The organism is Nonomuraea sp. NPDC004186 (assembly GCF_053603495.1).
In genome coordinates this window covers 1-14,224 of record NZ_JBSGFQ010000141.1, presented here as the reverse complement: position 1 = coordinate 14,224, position 14,224 = coordinate 1, and the positions used below count along the sequence as shown (strand labels likewise).

The following is a 14,224-nucleotide window of genomic DNA, read 5'->3' as shown; positions in this document are numbered from 1 at the left end:
GAGCCGACACCGGGCATCCACGTAGCCGACCTCGTCGTCACAAGGAGCGCCATGTCCCTGTCCAGAGCCGTCCTCTTGCTGGGACCGGCCCTGCTGATGGCGACCGGCTGCGGCACCACCGCCACAATGGAGGCCGCCCCAGGCGGTCCTGCCGGCCCGGCGAGTCCGGCCACCCCGACCGCGCAGGCGCAGCCGGCCTTCCGCCAGCCGCGCGAATTGTCGAGCCACAACGGCCACCTGCACGTGCGGCTGGTCGTGGAGCAACGCGTGGTACGGCTCGCGGGCCAAGACGTCCGCGCGTTGACCTACAACGGAGACTTCATGCCGCCGACCCTGCGCCTGTTTCCCGGCGACCGGGTCGACCTGGAGCTGGTGAACCGGCTGGGCGAGCACACCAACCTGCACACGCACGGCTGGCACGTCTCACCGAAGGACAGCTCCGACAACATCTACCTGCACATCAGGCCGGGCCAGACCTACCGCTACACCTACCGGCTGCCCGAGGACCTGGCACCGGGCACGTACTGGTACCACTCCCACGCGCACCCGCTCTCGGAGGGGCAGGTGTTCGCCGGACTGTCGGGCGCGATCGTGATCGAAGGGCTGAACCGGTACCTGCCGTCCGACCTCCATGACACGGCCGAACTGCTCATCGCGCTCAAGGACTTTCAGGTGCGCGCGGGCGCCATACCAACGGCGAACATCGACAGCAACGCCCCGACCACCCGGACCGTGAACGGGCTCATCAACCCGAGCATCCACATCCGGCCCGGCGAGACGCAGATGTGGCGGCTGGCCAACATCGGCGCCGACATCGCCTACAACGTCCAGCTCCAGGGCGTGCGCTTCCACGTCATCGCCCAGGACGCCAACCCCGTTGCCAGGGTCTGGAGCACCGACACGCTGCTCATGCCTCCCGGCAGCCGGTGGGACGTGCTCGTGCAAGGGCCGCCGGCCGGCCGTACCCGCCTGGTGACCCGGCCCTACAGCACCGGCAAGGACGGCGACTCCTACCCTGAGGCGACCCTGGCCACCCTGGTGTCCGCGGGGCACGCCGTGACGCCCGCACGCCTGCCCACGACGTTCGCCGCCCGGTACTTCGACGACCTGAGGAAGGATCCCATCGCCCAGAGGCGGGTCGTCACGTTCTCGGAGAACACCCGCGCCGACCGGTTCTTCATCAACGGCAAGTCGTTCGATCCGAACCGGATCGACGTGCGGGCGAGGCTGAACACCACCGAGGAGTGGCGGGTGCGCAACCTCGCCGACGAGGAGCACACCTTCCACGTGCACGTCAACGACTTCCAGCTGATCAGCGTGAATGGCAGGCCGTACGACGCCCGTAACTGGCAGGACACGGTGCAGCTCCCCGCGCGCGGCGAAGTGGTGATGAGGACGAGGTTCAGGGATTTCGTCGGGAAGTACCCGCTGCACTGCCACATCCTCAACCACGAGGACCGCGGCATGATGGCCAACATCGAGGTCGTCCGCTGGCAGCGGTTGGTAGATCTGCGGCACGCTTCGACCAGGAGGCCCGCCCGACCGGCCGCCATGCCGGGACTCCCTCAGGCGAGGCGAGAGACGCCATAGGTGATCAGGTTCCGCCGGGCGAGAGCGACCGCAGGAGGTCTCCGGCCGGCGTGCCGCCCACGGGGTCTACCGCGGCGGGAACAGACCGTGCCCCGATGTGCTCGCGGATCTCTTCCTTCCACGTGGGCCGAGCGGGAACGCCCGGGTGGCGTTCGCGCAGCGTCTGGGGCGGTTTACGTGTTGTCTACGAATCGTGTACGGCCCTACAGCAGAGTCGCTCCGGACAAGATGATCGGGATGGAGGGGTACATGAAGACCGAGATCCGTCACCCTGGTTCGTTCGCGGTCGCGCGCTGCCACCTGGACGGCGGGGAGACCCTGCGCGTCGAGGCGGGCGCGATGTACGCGACGAGCGCGGGGGTCCAGCTCCGGGCCAAGGTGGAGGGTGGTCTGCTGCGTGGGCTGGCGCGTTCGGCGCTGGGCGGCGAGTCGCTGTTCACCACGCGCTACACCGCTCCGGAAGGCGGCGGCTGGGTGGACGTGGCGCATCACCTGCCCGGCGATGTCCAGGCCGCCGAGGTACGAAGCGACAGCGCGCTCCTGCTGACCAGGGGATCGTGGATCGCGTCCAGCGACGGCGTGGAGATCGCCACCAAGTGGGGCGGCATGTCCAACCTCATCGGCAGCGAGGGCGGCTTCCTCATCAAGGCGCAGGGCGACGGCGTCGTCGTGCTCGGCTGCTACGGCGCGATGGACGTGATCGACCTGGCGGCCGGGCAGCAGGTCGTGGTCGACTCGGGGCATCTGGTCGCCTACGACGAGACGGTCAAGAGCAATCTGCGCCGGGCGGTCGAAGGGAAGACGGTCCAATCGCTCAAGTCGGGCGAAGGTCTGGTCTTCGAGTTCACCGGGCCGGGCAGGATCATGACGCAGACCAGGAACCCTGGGGCCTTGATCCTCCACCTGACGGAAGTGCTCCCCTTCGAGCGCGCCTGACCCCGCGCCGGCGGCCCGGCATGCCTCTCGCGATGGGGATCGACGCGGCGAGGTCGCCCGCGCGCCGCCCACGCCCGTGCGCCGCCGCGCAGCCCCATCGGCCCGGTCCCTGCGTCCCGCCGCTGCGGCGATGGGCCGCTGGCTGCGGTGGGCCGATTTGGCGCCGGGCCGCCCAGCGGTCGCGCCGGGTGGGGCGCGGATGTGGGAACCGTGGGTTTCTCGGCCGTGACGACGGGATCGACGGCTGTGACGACGGGATCGACGGCCGGGGCGATGGGACGTGACCATGTCCGCCACCGCCAGGAAACGCCCGCCGACGCCGGAGTGGAGGCCGGCCTTTACGAGCGTTTCCGGGACTCGGCGGCGGCCCAGGCGAAAATGCCCTTCGCCATGAGGGACAGTTCGCCGGCCGCCCTGGTGGAAAAGACCTCCGCGCGTACGCGATGCACTCCCGCGTCGTCCGGAGCCGCCAGGGCGGCCATTTCCGCAAGATGCCCGGCCAGCCGCTCATCGCCTTCGGAAAGGGCCTTGAGCGCCGCGTCCGCGAGGGCCTGCGCCCCGCCCGCCAGTTCCGCGACCGATTTCGCCAGCACCGCCTCGGGAGCCGGCTTCAGGTGGGCCGGATTGCCGTCGTACCAGCCGCCGTAAAGGCGCCACAGATTGCGTACGACGAATTCCGGCTCGTCGTAACGCGCCCGCAGATAGGGCCGGTCGGCGAGATGCTCCGGCGCCTTCACGGAGTGGACGATCTCGTCGAGCCGGGCGCCCGCGTTGAGCAGTTCCAGGGTCTGCGTGATGAGCGACTCCAGCCATTCGGCCGTTTCCAGCAACGCCTGCCGGATGCGGTCGCGGCCGAAGATGGGAGCGCCGTGGCCGGGGAGCATGATCTCGGCGTCCATGGCGGCCATCCGGTGCAACGCGTGCACCCATTCCCGGGGATAGCGCTGCGCCTTCTGCGGGTTGCCGCAATTGGGCGTCACCCAGAGGAACAGGTCACCGGGCAACAGCAGCTTGTGCTCACGCACGTAGCCGATGGTCCCGTCGTCGGTCTCGCCCTTGGCGTGCACGAGGTCGAACGTGAGCCCGCCGCGCCGCACGGTCAGCGCGTCGGTGTAGGTCACGTCCGGACGGCGGTAGTCGGTGGGCCAGTGGAGCCCCGCGGCCTGGAACTGCCGCTGGTTGATCACCGAGTTATAGCCATTTGTCAACACATAACGCTCGAACCGGTCAACAACTGCTTTATGGGCATAAATCGCGGCTCGAGGCCCCGATTCCTCGAACGGCCCCGTCCCGAAGACATGGTCGACATGCCCGTGCGAGTAGAACGCCGTGGTCAATGGAGCCCGGGTCCAGGCCCGTACGTCCACGTGCAATTTCGCCGCCGAGAACGCGCTGCTCGTGTCGAACAGCACCAGCTCGCCCTCGGTCTCGAACGCGGTCACATTGCCGAACCCCGGCCACCAGCCGACACCGTCGGCGATCGGCTGAACACCCCTGCCCTGCAGGCCCGCGTCCACGACGCTGTCGTCCGATTCGCCGCGCCACACGCGCTCGGCGTACTCGATAATCATGGGCCCAACCCTGCTTCCAGAACCTCATTCTGGGCAAGGGGTTCACGGCAGGATCTCGCCTTTGACGCGCGGTCAAAGGGCGGAGGCGCTCGGCTTCCTTGCAGGCGCAGGTCAGAGATGATGACACGCTGTGGGAGCGCTCCCATATATATGACGAAGATGTTTCCGAACTGTCAAGGACCCGAAAGACAGAGCTAACGGAAACAGGGGTGCGACGTGCGCACATCGCGAATTGTTCTTGTTAGACCACGGTGGGCATCCGGAAATGCGGATCTAGCCCTTGACCTCGAAGGAGCCGAAACCTAGCCTCCCTCGTGGGAGCGTTCCCACGGCCTCATCAGGCTTCGCCGTTCCGGCTGCAGCACATCCGCGTCATCGCCGCGGACCTCCGTACGTGTACGTGTACCACCGCGTGTTCCGAGGAGAAAGACGCGTGACCAGGAGCTCCCTTTCACCGGCCAAGCAGGCCCTGCTGGAGCGTCGCCTTCGGGCGCGCGGCACCAAGGTCAGTGTTCCCCGCCGTGACCCCGGCACCGCGCCGCCGCCGTCGGCCATGCAGGAGCGATTGTGGTTCCTTGAGCAGTACGCCCCAGGCACGGCCGCCTACACCGTGCCGTTCGCGGTCCGGCTCACCGGCGACCTCGACGAGAACGCCCTGGCCGGAGCCCTGACAGAGCTCACCCGGCGGCACGAGAGCCTGCGTACCAGCCTGGTCACCACCCCGGACGGCCGCCCGGAGGCGGTGGTCGCCGAGGAGCCGGTCGTGGAGTTCCGCGTCACCGACGACCCCGGCGAGATCGACCGGGAACTGGTCCGGCCGTTCGACCTGGCCCGCCCGCCGCTGCTGCGCGCCCTGCTGGTGCGCTCGGCCCCCGGCGAGCACGTGCTGCTGCTCACCATGCACCACGCGATCACCGACGGCTGGTCGTGCGACATCCTGTTCCAGGAGCTGCTGGCGCTGCACGCGGGCCGGGAACCGGCGCCGGTGCCGCTGCAGTTCGGCGACTACGCGCACTGGCAGCGCGGCCGGACCTTCGACGACGACGTGCGCTACTGGGTGTCCAACCTGGACGGGGTGCCCGCCCTGGAGCTGCCGACCGACCTGCCCCGGCCCGCCGAGCAGCGCTGGGACGGCGCCGCCGTGGACGTCGTCGTGGACCCCGCCCTCACCGCGTCGATCGCGGAGCTGGGCAAGGCGCACCGGGCCACGCCGTACATGACGCTGCTCGCCGCCTTCCAGGTGCTGCTCGGCCGGTTCGCCGGGCAGGACGACTTCGCGGTGGGGTCGCCGGTGTCCGGGCGGGAGCTGCCCGAGCTGGAGACGGTTGTCGGGCCGTTCATCAACACCCTGGCCCTCCGGGCCGACCTGCGCGGCGACCCGACCTTCGGCGAACTGCTCGGCCGGGTCCGCGACTCCACCGTGGACGCCTTCGCGCATCAGGCGCTGCCGTTCGACCGGCTCGTCACCGAGCTGGCCGTGGAGCGGGACGTCAGCCGCACGCCGGTCTACCAGACCATGTTCGCGCTGCAGAACTACCGCGGCCGGACCCTGGACACCTCCGGGCTGGGCGCGGAGCCGTACCCGATCCCGACCGTGGCCAGCCGCTTCGACCTGGCGCTCTACCTCTTCGAGGGTGGCGGCGGGCTGCACGGGCAGCTCACGTACAGCACCGCGCTGTTCCGGGAGGACACGGCGCGGCGGCTGGCGGGATGCCTGGAGACGCTCCTGCGGGCGGCGGTCGCCGACCCCGGCCTGCCGATCTCCCGGTTGCCGCTGCTCGGCCCGGACGAGCGGCGGCGCGTGCTCGCCCTCGGGGCCGCCGAGCCGGCGCCGCCCGCCGGGATCGGGCTGCTGCACGAGGTCGTCGCCGGGCAGGATCCCGCGGCGGTCGCGGTGGTCGCGGGGGAGACCTCGCTCACGTACGGCGAGCTCGGCACCCGCGCCGACCGGCTGGCCCGGCGGCTGGGGGCCCTCGGCGCCGGGCCCGGGGAACGGGTGGCGCTGTGCCTGGAGCAGTCGGCCGGACTGGCCGTGGCCGTGCTCGGCGTGCTCAAGGCGGGGGCCGCGTACCTGCCGCTGGATCCGGAGCATCCGCCCGAGCGGCTGGCGTACGTGGTGCAGGACGCCGGGGTACGGATCGCGGTGACCGATTCGTCCTCCAGGGAGCGGTTGCCCGACGGCCTGCTCACGGTGGGCCTCGACGAGCCCGACGGTGACGAGGCGCCGGTCCCTCCTGACGTGACCCCCGACGACCTGGCCTATGTCATCTACACCTCCGGCACGACCGGGAGGCCCAAGGGCGTCGCGATCCAGCACCGGCAGGCGCTGGTCTATCTCGCGGGCCTGCGGGAGCGGCTGGGGATCGAACCCGGCGGTTCGTACGGGCTGCTGCAGTCGCTGGCCTTCGACTTCGGGGTGACGGTCTTCTACGCGTGCCTGATGACCGGCGGCACGCTGCACATCATCCCGCCGCGCACGGCGGGACACGAGCTGGCCGAGTACGTCCGGGACGCCGGCATCGACTACCTCAAGATCACCCCGTCCCATCTGGCCGCGTTGCAGGCCGACGTGCTGCCGCGCAAGCTGCTGATCCTCGGCGGCGAGGCGGCGCCCCGCGACTGGGCGGAGGAACTGGCCGCGTCCGGACGCTGCCGGGTCGTCAACCACTACGGCCCGACCGAGGCGACGGTCGGCGTCACCACCTATCCGGTCGAGGGCACCGGCGGCACGACCACCACGCTGCCCATCGGCAGGCCGCTGCCGGGGGCTCGGGCGTACGTGCTGGACGAGCATCTGGAGCCGGTGCCGATCGGCGTCGCGGGGGAGCTGTACCTCGGCGGGGATCGGCTGGCCAGAGGCTATCTCGACCGCCCCGCCCTGACCGCGGAACGGTTCCTGCCCGACCCGTACGGCCCGCCCGGCGCTCGCATGTACCGCACCGGCGACCTGGCCCGCCACCTTCCCGACGGGAACCTGGAGTTCCTCGGCCGCCGCGACCTGCAGGTGAAGATCCGCGGCTACCGGGTGGAGCTGGCCGAGGTCGAGTCGGTGCTCGGCCGGCATCCCGGCGTGACGTCGGCGATCGCCGACATGCGCGGCGGTCTCCTCGTGGCCTACCTCCTCGCCGAGTGCGGTGAGGCCCGGCCGGAGGCCGCCGAGATGCGGACGTGGCTGGCCGAGCGGCTGCCCGACTACATGATCCCCGCCCGGTACGTGTGGCTGGACGAGCCGCCGCCGCTGAAGTCGCACGGCAAGGTGGACCGGGCCGCCCTGCCCGACCCGGCGCCGGAGACGACCGGCCGGTTCGAGCCACCGCGATCCGCCGCGGAACGGACGGTCGCCGCCGTGTGGGCCGAACTCCTCGGTGCCGCCGAGGTCGGCGCCACGGACGACTTCTTCGAGCTCGGCGGCCACTCCCTGCTGGCCATGCGGGTGGTGGCCCGGCTCAGGCAGGAGCTGCCGGAGCGTACCGTCACCGTGCTCGACCTGTTCAAGCACCGCACCGTACGCGAGCTGGCCGCGCTGCTGGAGTCGGACGGCGACGGCCCGCGCCACCTGCTGCACCGGCTCACCCCCGCCAGGACGGCCACCTCGACGTTGGTCTGCGCGCCGTACGGAGGCGGCAGCGCGGTCATCTACCAGCCGCTGGCCGACGCGCTGCCGGCCGACTGGGCGCTCTACTCGATCGCGGTGCCCGGGCACGAGCTGGGCGAGGAGTCCCGGCCGCTGGACGAGGTCGCCGACGGGTGCGTACAGGAGATCCTCGACGGCATCGAGGGCCCCGTCACCCTGTACGGCCACTGCGGCCTCGGCGTGATGCTGGCCGCGGAGATCGCCCGCAGGCTGGAGGACGCCGGCCGCGAGGTCGAGGCGGTCTACCTCGGCGGTGTCTTCCCCTTCGCCCGCCCCCGCGGCCGACTCTCGGGCCTGACCGAGCTCATGGAGCGCATCCGCGGCGACCAGGCCTGGATCAACGACCTGCGCTCCGCCGGCCTGGACGTGGAGGAGGTCGGACGCGACCAGCTCGACCTCATGGTCCGCAACCGGCGGCGCGGCACCCGGCAGGCTGAGCGGTACTTCACCCGCATGTTCGAAGAGGCTGCGGCCCCGCTGCGGGCGCCGGTGATCGCGCTGGCCGGCGAGCGTGACCCGGCGATGGAGTTCTACCAGGAGCGCTATCGCGAATGGCACGTGCTGTCGGAGCTGACGGCCCTGGTCGTGCTGGACGAGGCCGGGCACTTCTTCCTGAAATATCGGGCGGAGGAGCTGGCGGCCATCGTGACCGGCACGCACCGCGCCATCGCCGAGGGCCGGACCGAGCCGCTGGTACGCACACCGCGATCGACGTGGTGGCTGGAGGGCGTGTCATCCGGAGACGCGCCGGCCCCTTCGGAGGAACGCCGGGCGCGGCCGGGCATGGGGAGGTTCGCGCTGGTCGCGGCCGGGCAGCTGGTGTCGATCCTGGGGTCGGCGCTGACCGAGTTCGCCGTGCCGCTGTGGATCTACACGACCACCGGCTCGCTGGCGGACTTCGCGCTGTTCGCGGTGCTCGGGCTGCTGCCCGGCATGCTGGTCGCGCCGCTGGCCGGGGCCATCGTGGACCGGCATGACCGGCGCGCCGTGATGCTCGCCGGCGACGTCACCGCGGGCGGCGTGCAGTTGGTCCTCGGAGTGCTGCTGTGGACCGGCAACCTGGAGATCTGGCACATCTACCCGCTGCTCGCGCTGCTGTCGGTCGCGCTGACCTTCCAGCGGTTCGCGTACGCCTCGGCGATCCCGCAACTCGTCCCCAAACGCTTCCTGGGCCACGCCAACGGGGTGGTGCAGCTCGTCACCGGCACGGCCCAGGTGGCGGTGCCGCTGGTGGCGGTCGGGCTGATGGCGGTCATCGGGCTGGAGGGCATCCTCGTCGTCGACGTGCTGTCGTACGTGTTCGCGGCCGCGGTCGTGCTGGCGGTCCGGTTCCCCCGGAGCATGGCCTGGCGGCGGCGCGAGACGGTCATGGCGGAGATCGCCGGCGGCTGGCGGCTGACCTGGGGGAACCGGGGCTTCCGCGGGATGCTGGTGTTCTTCGCCGTCCTGAACGTGTTCCTGTCGCCGCTGTTCCTGATGATCTCGCCGCTGGTGTTGTCGTTCGCGACGCTGCAGGACGTCGGGCGGGTGTCGCTGGCGGGCGGGATCGGCGTGCTGGCCGGCGGGCTGCTGATGGCCGTGTGGGGCGGGCCGCGCCGGGGGCGGCTGCGCGGGGTGCTGCTGTTCACGCTCGCGCTGGCGGGGTTCTGTGTGGTCGTCGGCGTACGGGCGGATCTCGTGGCGATCGCCGCGGGGGCGTTCGGGATGTCGCTGTGCCTGACGCTGCTCAACGGCGTGTACGCGACGATCATCCAGGTCAAGGTGCCGCAGCGGTTCCACGGGCGGGTCATCGCGCTCAACACGCTCGTCGCCTGGTCCACGCTGCCGATCGGGTTCGGGCTGGTGGCGCCGTACGGGGCGACGGTGCTGGAGCCGCTGATGGCGCCGGACGGGCCGCTGGCCGCGACGGCGGGGGCGTTGCTCGGGACGGGGGAGGGGCGCGGGATCGGGCTGATGTACGTGGTCTTCGGGCTGGCCATCGCGCTGATCGCGGTGTGCGCGATGCGCGTGCGGGTGCTGGCGCGCTTCGATCGCGAGGTGCCCGACGCGCTGCCCGACGATCTCGTCGGCATCGAGGAGCTGCGGCGGCGTGCGGGAGGCGAGTCGTGATCGTGCGGGAGCTGCGGCGGTGTGCGGGAGGGGAGCCGTGATCGTGCGGGAGCTGCGGCGGTGTGCGGGAGGCGAGTCATGATCGTTCCGGAGCTGCTCGCCAGGCGGGCCACGGAGGAGCCCGAGGGGGTCGCGCTGGAGGTCGCCGGGGGCGGCACGCTGACCTTCGCGGACTGGCACGCGCAAGTGGACTCGCTGGCGCGCGGGCTGGTCCGGCGCGGGGTGCGGCGGGGCGACCGCGTGGGGCTGCTGTTCGGGGCCGAGAACTGGACCGGCTTCGCCGTGACCTACTGCGCCGTACAGCTGGCCGGCGGGGTGGCCGTGCCGATCTCCGACCGGTTCGCACCGGCCGAGGTGGCGTACATGCTGGAGCACTGCTCGGCGACCGGCGTACTGCACGCCGGCAAGGGGCCGGCCGCGCCGCCGGACGGCGGGTACTGGAGCGCCGTGCCGGCCGAACTGGAGCCCGGCTCGCGCGAACCCGAGCCGCCGGGCCCGGCGGATCTGGCGCAGATCCTCTACACCTCCGGCACCACGGGCCGGCCCAAGGCGGTGGCGGCCACCCACGCCAACCTCACCTACGGCAGCGCCACCCGGGCCAACCGCCGCAGGTTCGGGCATTCGCGGCTGCTGCTGCACGCCTTTCCCATCGGCACCAACGCCGGCCAGGCCATGCTGATCAACGCGCTGGACGCGCGGCCCTCGGTGCTGACCCTGGCGCGGTTCACCCCGGGCAGGTTCGCCAGGCTGATCGAGTCGCGGCGGGTGGGGACGGTGTTCCTGGTGCCGGCGATGGCCCTGGAGCTGCTCAACGCCGGGCTGCACGAGCGGCACGACTTCTCCGGCGTGGTCCTGCTCGGGTCGGCGGCCTCGGCGCTGCCGGCGGCGCTGTGCGCGCGGCTGGCGGCGGCGTTCCCCAAGGCGACCGTGACGAACTACTACACCTCGACCGAGGCGGCGCCCGCCCAGACCGTCATGATCTACGACCCGTCACGGCCCGCGGCCCTGGGCCGGCCGGCGCTCGGCAGCGGGCTGAGGATCACCGGCCCCGACGGCACGCCGCCGGCGGCCGGGGAGACGGGGGAGATCTGGCTGCGCTCTCCCGCCGCCGCGCGCTCGTACTACCGGGACCGGCAGGCCAGCGCGCACACCTTCCGCGACGGGTGGGTGCGGATGGGCGATCTGGGCTACCTCGACGCGGACGGCTACCTGTATCTCGTCGACCGGGAGAGCGACGTCGTCAAGTCCGGCGCGTACAAGGTGTCGACCGTGCAGGTGGAGGCGGCGCTGCACGAGCACCCGGACGTGGCCGAGGCGGCGGTCACCGGCGTGCCGCACCCCGTGCTGGGCACCGTGCTGGCCGCGGCCGTCGTGCCCCGTTCGCGGGCGCCGCGCGTGACGGAGCTGCGGGCCTTTCTCATGACCCGGCTGGCCGCACACGAACTGCCGACACGAGTGATCTTCGTGGACCACCTGCCCCGGAACCACTCGGGCAAGGTCGTCAAGTCCGGCCTGCGCGATCTGCTGAAGCAGGCGGACTCCGTGATGGAAACAGGCTCTATGGAAACAGGCGCTGTGGAGAAAGAAGGCGGGAGATGACCGGATCGTGGCCGGCCTCCCCTGCGCAGCAGGGGATGTGGCTCACCGAGCGGGCCGGGGTCGCCGGGCGGGCCTTTCACATGCCGCTGGCCGTGTGGCTGGACGGGCCGCTCGACGTGATGGCCCTGGCGGAGGCGTGTGAGGAGGTGGCGCGCAGGCATCCCGTGCTGGGCGGCGTGCTCGCCGAGGACGGCGGTGAGCTGCGGGTGGTCCCCCACGGGGTGCCGCCGATGCGCGAAGGCGGCGACCTTGAGGAGGAGCTGGCCGGGCCGGTCGATCCGGGGGAAGGCCCCGCGGCGCGGTTCACGCTGATCCGGGAGGACGCCAAGCGGCACGTACTGCTGTTCCAGGCCCATCACGCGGTGTTCGACGGGGAGTCCAAGGACATCCTGCTGCGGGACCTGGCCTCCTGGTACGGGGGCGCGACGCCGGCGCCGCTGGTGCTGACGCACCCGGAGGTCACGGTCCAGCAGCAGGTCAGGCTGGCGGACGCGCTGCCGGACGCGCGGCGCTACTGGCAGGACCGGTGGCAGGACCAGCGGGAGCTGCACCTGCCCGGCCTGACCGGCGTCTCCGTGGCCGCGGCACCCGGCTGCGCCCTCGACTTCGTCGTCGAGGATCTCGGCGGGCTCGCCGGGCGGCTGGAGGTCACCCGTTTCGAGGCGGTGCTGGCCGCGTTCGTCGCGCTGCTGCGCGCGTACGGCAACGCGCGGCCCGCGGTCGGCGTGGATCTGTCCACGCGGACCGAGCGGAGCCGGGACCACGTGGGCGCCTTCGTCAACGAGCTGCCCGTGATCGGGGTGCCGGAGGCGGGCACGTTCGGCGAGTTCGCGCGGAGCCTGCGGGTCGAGCTGCGGCGGTTGTACCGGCACCGCGAGGTTCCGCTGGCCAGGGCCGTGGACGGGATCGGCCCGCGCGCCGCGCTCACCCCCGTGTCGCTCAGCTACCGCCGGCGGCCCGAGACGGGCCCGCTGTTCCCCGGGCTCGGCGCGTCGGTGGAGTGGATGATGTTCAACGGCTGGGTGCGCAACACCCTCCACCTGCAGATCGTCGATGATCCGGCGGGCACGGCGGCGCGGCTGCAGTACAACCCGGCGCTCCTCGACCCGGCGGGTGCCGAGCGGATCCGCGAGGATTTCGCCGCGCTGCTGGCGGCGGTCGCCGCGGATCCGGACGCGCCGCTGGACCGGCTGCCGCTGCCCGCCCCCGTGCCGGCGGCGTCCGTGATCACGGCCGACACGGGAGCGGGCGGGCCGGTGGCCGCCGAGCTCGTACGGGAGATCCAGGCCATCTTCGCCAAGGAGCTCGAACTGGACGACGTGGAACCCGACGACGACCTGTTCGATCTCGGCGGCCATTCCCTCACGATCACCCAGATCATGGCCAGGGCCCGGGAGCGGTACGGCGTGGAGCTCTCCTTCGAGGTGTTCATCGACGACGCCACCGCGACGAGCATCGCGGCGGAGGTCGCCCGCCTTCGGGAGCAGGCATGTTGAGGGAGCGCGTGGCCGCGCTGGTGGCCCAGGCCAGCGACGGCGAGCTCACCGCGGCGGAGGTGCTGGCGGCCGACTGCTCGCTGACGGCGCTCGGCCTCACCTCGCTGGGCTACATCCGGCTGATCGACGCGATCGAGGAGGCGTTCGGCTTCGACATCGAGTTCGACGGCAGCCTCGACACGCTCGACGGGCTGGTCGACCACCTGTCCCGGTTCGCGGGCCGCCCGTCATGATCGGCCCCGTGATCGGACCCGTGACGGTCGAGTTCACCGGCGCCAGGTCCGGCCAGGGGCCGCTCACCTGGGGCCAGCGGGCGATCTGGCGGCTCACCGAGTGGCTGCCCCCTGGCGACCCGTACTTCAACATGCCGTGGGCCCTGCCGGTGCACGGCAAGCCCGACCTGCCGGCCGTACTCGCCGCTCTCACGCGGCTGCTCGGACGGCATGAGAGCCTGCGGACGAACTGGCTCCCCGGCCCGGAGCAGGCCGATATGGTGCAGCGGGTCGCGGGGCAGGGGCGCTTGGCGGTCGAGCTGGTCGACGCCGCCGGCTCCCGGCCCAGGGTGCTGGCCGGGGAGATCGCCGCCGAGCTCGCGGCCAAGGGCTTCGACTACGCCGACGAGCTCCCGGTGCGCTGCGCCGTCGTCATGGACGGCGGCAGGCCGCGCGCGGTGGCGTTCGCGTTCACGCACATGGCGGTGGACGGGCGGGCGCTCGACGTCATCGCCGGCGAGTGGCCGCGGCTGCTGTCCGGGGAGCCGCTGCCCCAGGACGTCCCGCAGCCGCTCGACCTGGCCGCCGAGGAACGCTCGCCCGAGGGCGCGGCGCGCGGCGAGCGGGCGCTCAGGTACTGGCGGGCGGCGCTGGAACGGATGCCGCGCCCGCTGTTCGCCGCGCCGCCGGGCAGGCCCGAGGAGCCCAGGTTCGTCAAGCTCGGCATGGAGTCGGCGGCGCTCGGCGCGGCGGCCACCGGGCTGGCCGCGCGCTGGGGGGTGAGCACCAGCAGCGTGCTGCTCGGGGCGTACGCGACGCTGCTGTCCCGGCTGACCGGCCGCGGCACGGTCGCGCTGCAGCTCATCGTGGGCAACCGGCACGATCCCCGGCTGGCGCCCATGGTGGCCACCCTCGTCCAGGACGGGATCTTCGTCCTGGACGTGGCCCCGGGTCAGCCGCTCGCCGAGGTGGTGCGGGCCGCCCACCGGGGGGTGCTGGCGGCGTACCGGCACGCCCGCTACGACCCGACCAAGCTCAGGAGCGCCTCGACGGGGCCGTTCCAGGGCCTCATCGACT

At 72.1% G+C, this 14,224-nt stretch carries 8 protein-coding genes; 7 read left to right on the top strand and 1 reads right to left on the bottom strand.

From position 1 onward, the window contains the following. Positions 1-51 precede the first annotated feature (51 nt). On the top strand, positions 52-1,590 hold the full coding sequence (locus ACWEPL_RS56745; RefSeq protein WP_452441548.1) for a multicopper oxidase family protein: 1,539 nt from the start codon (positions 52-54) through the stop codon (positions 1,588-1,590). Between the two features lie 249 nt (positions 1,591-1,839). Beyond that, a complete protein-coding gene (locus ACWEPL_RS56740; protein WP_363975220.1) occupies positions 1,840-2,526 on the top strand; it encodes a TIGR00266 family protein in 687 nt (228 codons plus the stop codon). Positions 2,527-2,864: 338 nt separating this feature from the next. On the opposite strand, the gene ACWEPL_RS56735 is transcribed toward ACWEPL_RS56740, so the two are convergent. Then, a complete protein-coding gene (locus ACWEPL_RS56735) occupies positions 2,865-4,097 on the bottom strand; it encodes an alkyl sulfatase dimerization domain-containing protein (protein ID WP_452441547.1) in 1,233 nt (410 codons plus the stop codon). 433 nt (positions 4,098-4,530) lie between these two features. Here ACWEPL_RS56735 and ACWEPL_RS56730 point away from each other — a divergent pair, with 433 nt between their 5' ends. From ACWEPL_RS56730 to ACWEPL_RS56710, 5 genes are all read left to right on the top strand, one after another. Then, positions 4,531-9,840, top strand: coding sequence for a non-ribosomal peptide synthetase/MFS transporter (locus tag ACWEPL_RS56730; RefSeq protein WP_452441546.1), 5,310 nt, complete (start codon positions 4,531-4,533; stop codon positions 9,838-9,840). Positions 9,841-9,918: 78 nt separating this feature from the next. Then, positions 9,919-11,439: an AMP-binding protein gene (locus ACWEPL_RS56725; protein ID WP_452441545.1), complete on the top strand. Its 1,521-nt coding sequence runs from the start codon at positions 9,919-9,921 to the stop codon at positions 11,437-11,439. Then, on the top strand, positions 11,436-12,935 hold the full coding sequence (locus ACWEPL_RS56720) for a condensation domain-containing protein (RefSeq protein ID WP_452441544.1): 1,500 nt from the start codon (positions 11,436-11,438) through the stop codon (positions 12,933-12,935). The genes ACWEPL_RS56725 and ACWEPL_RS56720 overlap by 4 nt, the downstream gene beginning before the upstream one ends. Then, positions 12,929-13,168, top strand: a complete 240-nt coding sequence (locus tag ACWEPL_RS56715; protein ID WP_350735567.1) for a phosphopantetheine-binding protein — start codon at positions 12,929-12,931, stop codon at positions 13,166-13,168. The genes ACWEPL_RS56720 and ACWEPL_RS56715 overlap by 7 nt, the downstream gene beginning before the upstream one ends. Positions 13,169-13,176: 8 nt before the next feature. Beyond that, positions 13,177-14,224 (top strand): condensation domain-containing protein (locus ACWEPL_RS56710; RefSeq protein WP_452441543.1); only part of this gene is annotated, 1,048 nt, incomplete at its 3' end.

Coding starts and splice junctions, on each gene's coding strand:
- ACWEPL_RS56745 (WP_452441548.1), top strand. CDS start 52: ATGTCCCTGTCCAGAGCCGTCCTCTTGCTGGGACCGGCCCTGCTGATG.
- ACWEPL_RS56740 (WP_363975220.1), top strand. CDS start 1,840: ATGAAGACCGAGATCCGTCACCCTGGTTCGTTCGCGGTCGCGCGCTGC.
- ACWEPL_RS56735 (WP_452441547.1), bottom strand. CDS start 4,097: ATGATTATCGAGTACGCCGAGCGCGTGTGGCGCGGCGAATCGGACGAC.
- ACWEPL_RS56725 (WP_452441545.1), top strand. CDS start 9,919: ATGATCGTTCCGGAGCTGCTCGCCAGGCGGGCCACGGAGGAGCCCGAG.
- ACWEPL_RS56720 (WP_452441544.1), top strand. CDS start 11,436: ATGACCGGATCGTGGCCGGCCTCCCCTGCGCAGCAGGGGATGTGGCTC.
- ACWEPL_RS56715 (WP_350735567.1), top strand. CDS start 12,929: ATGTTGAGGGAGCGCGTGGCCGCGCTGGTGGCCCAGGCCAGCGACGGC.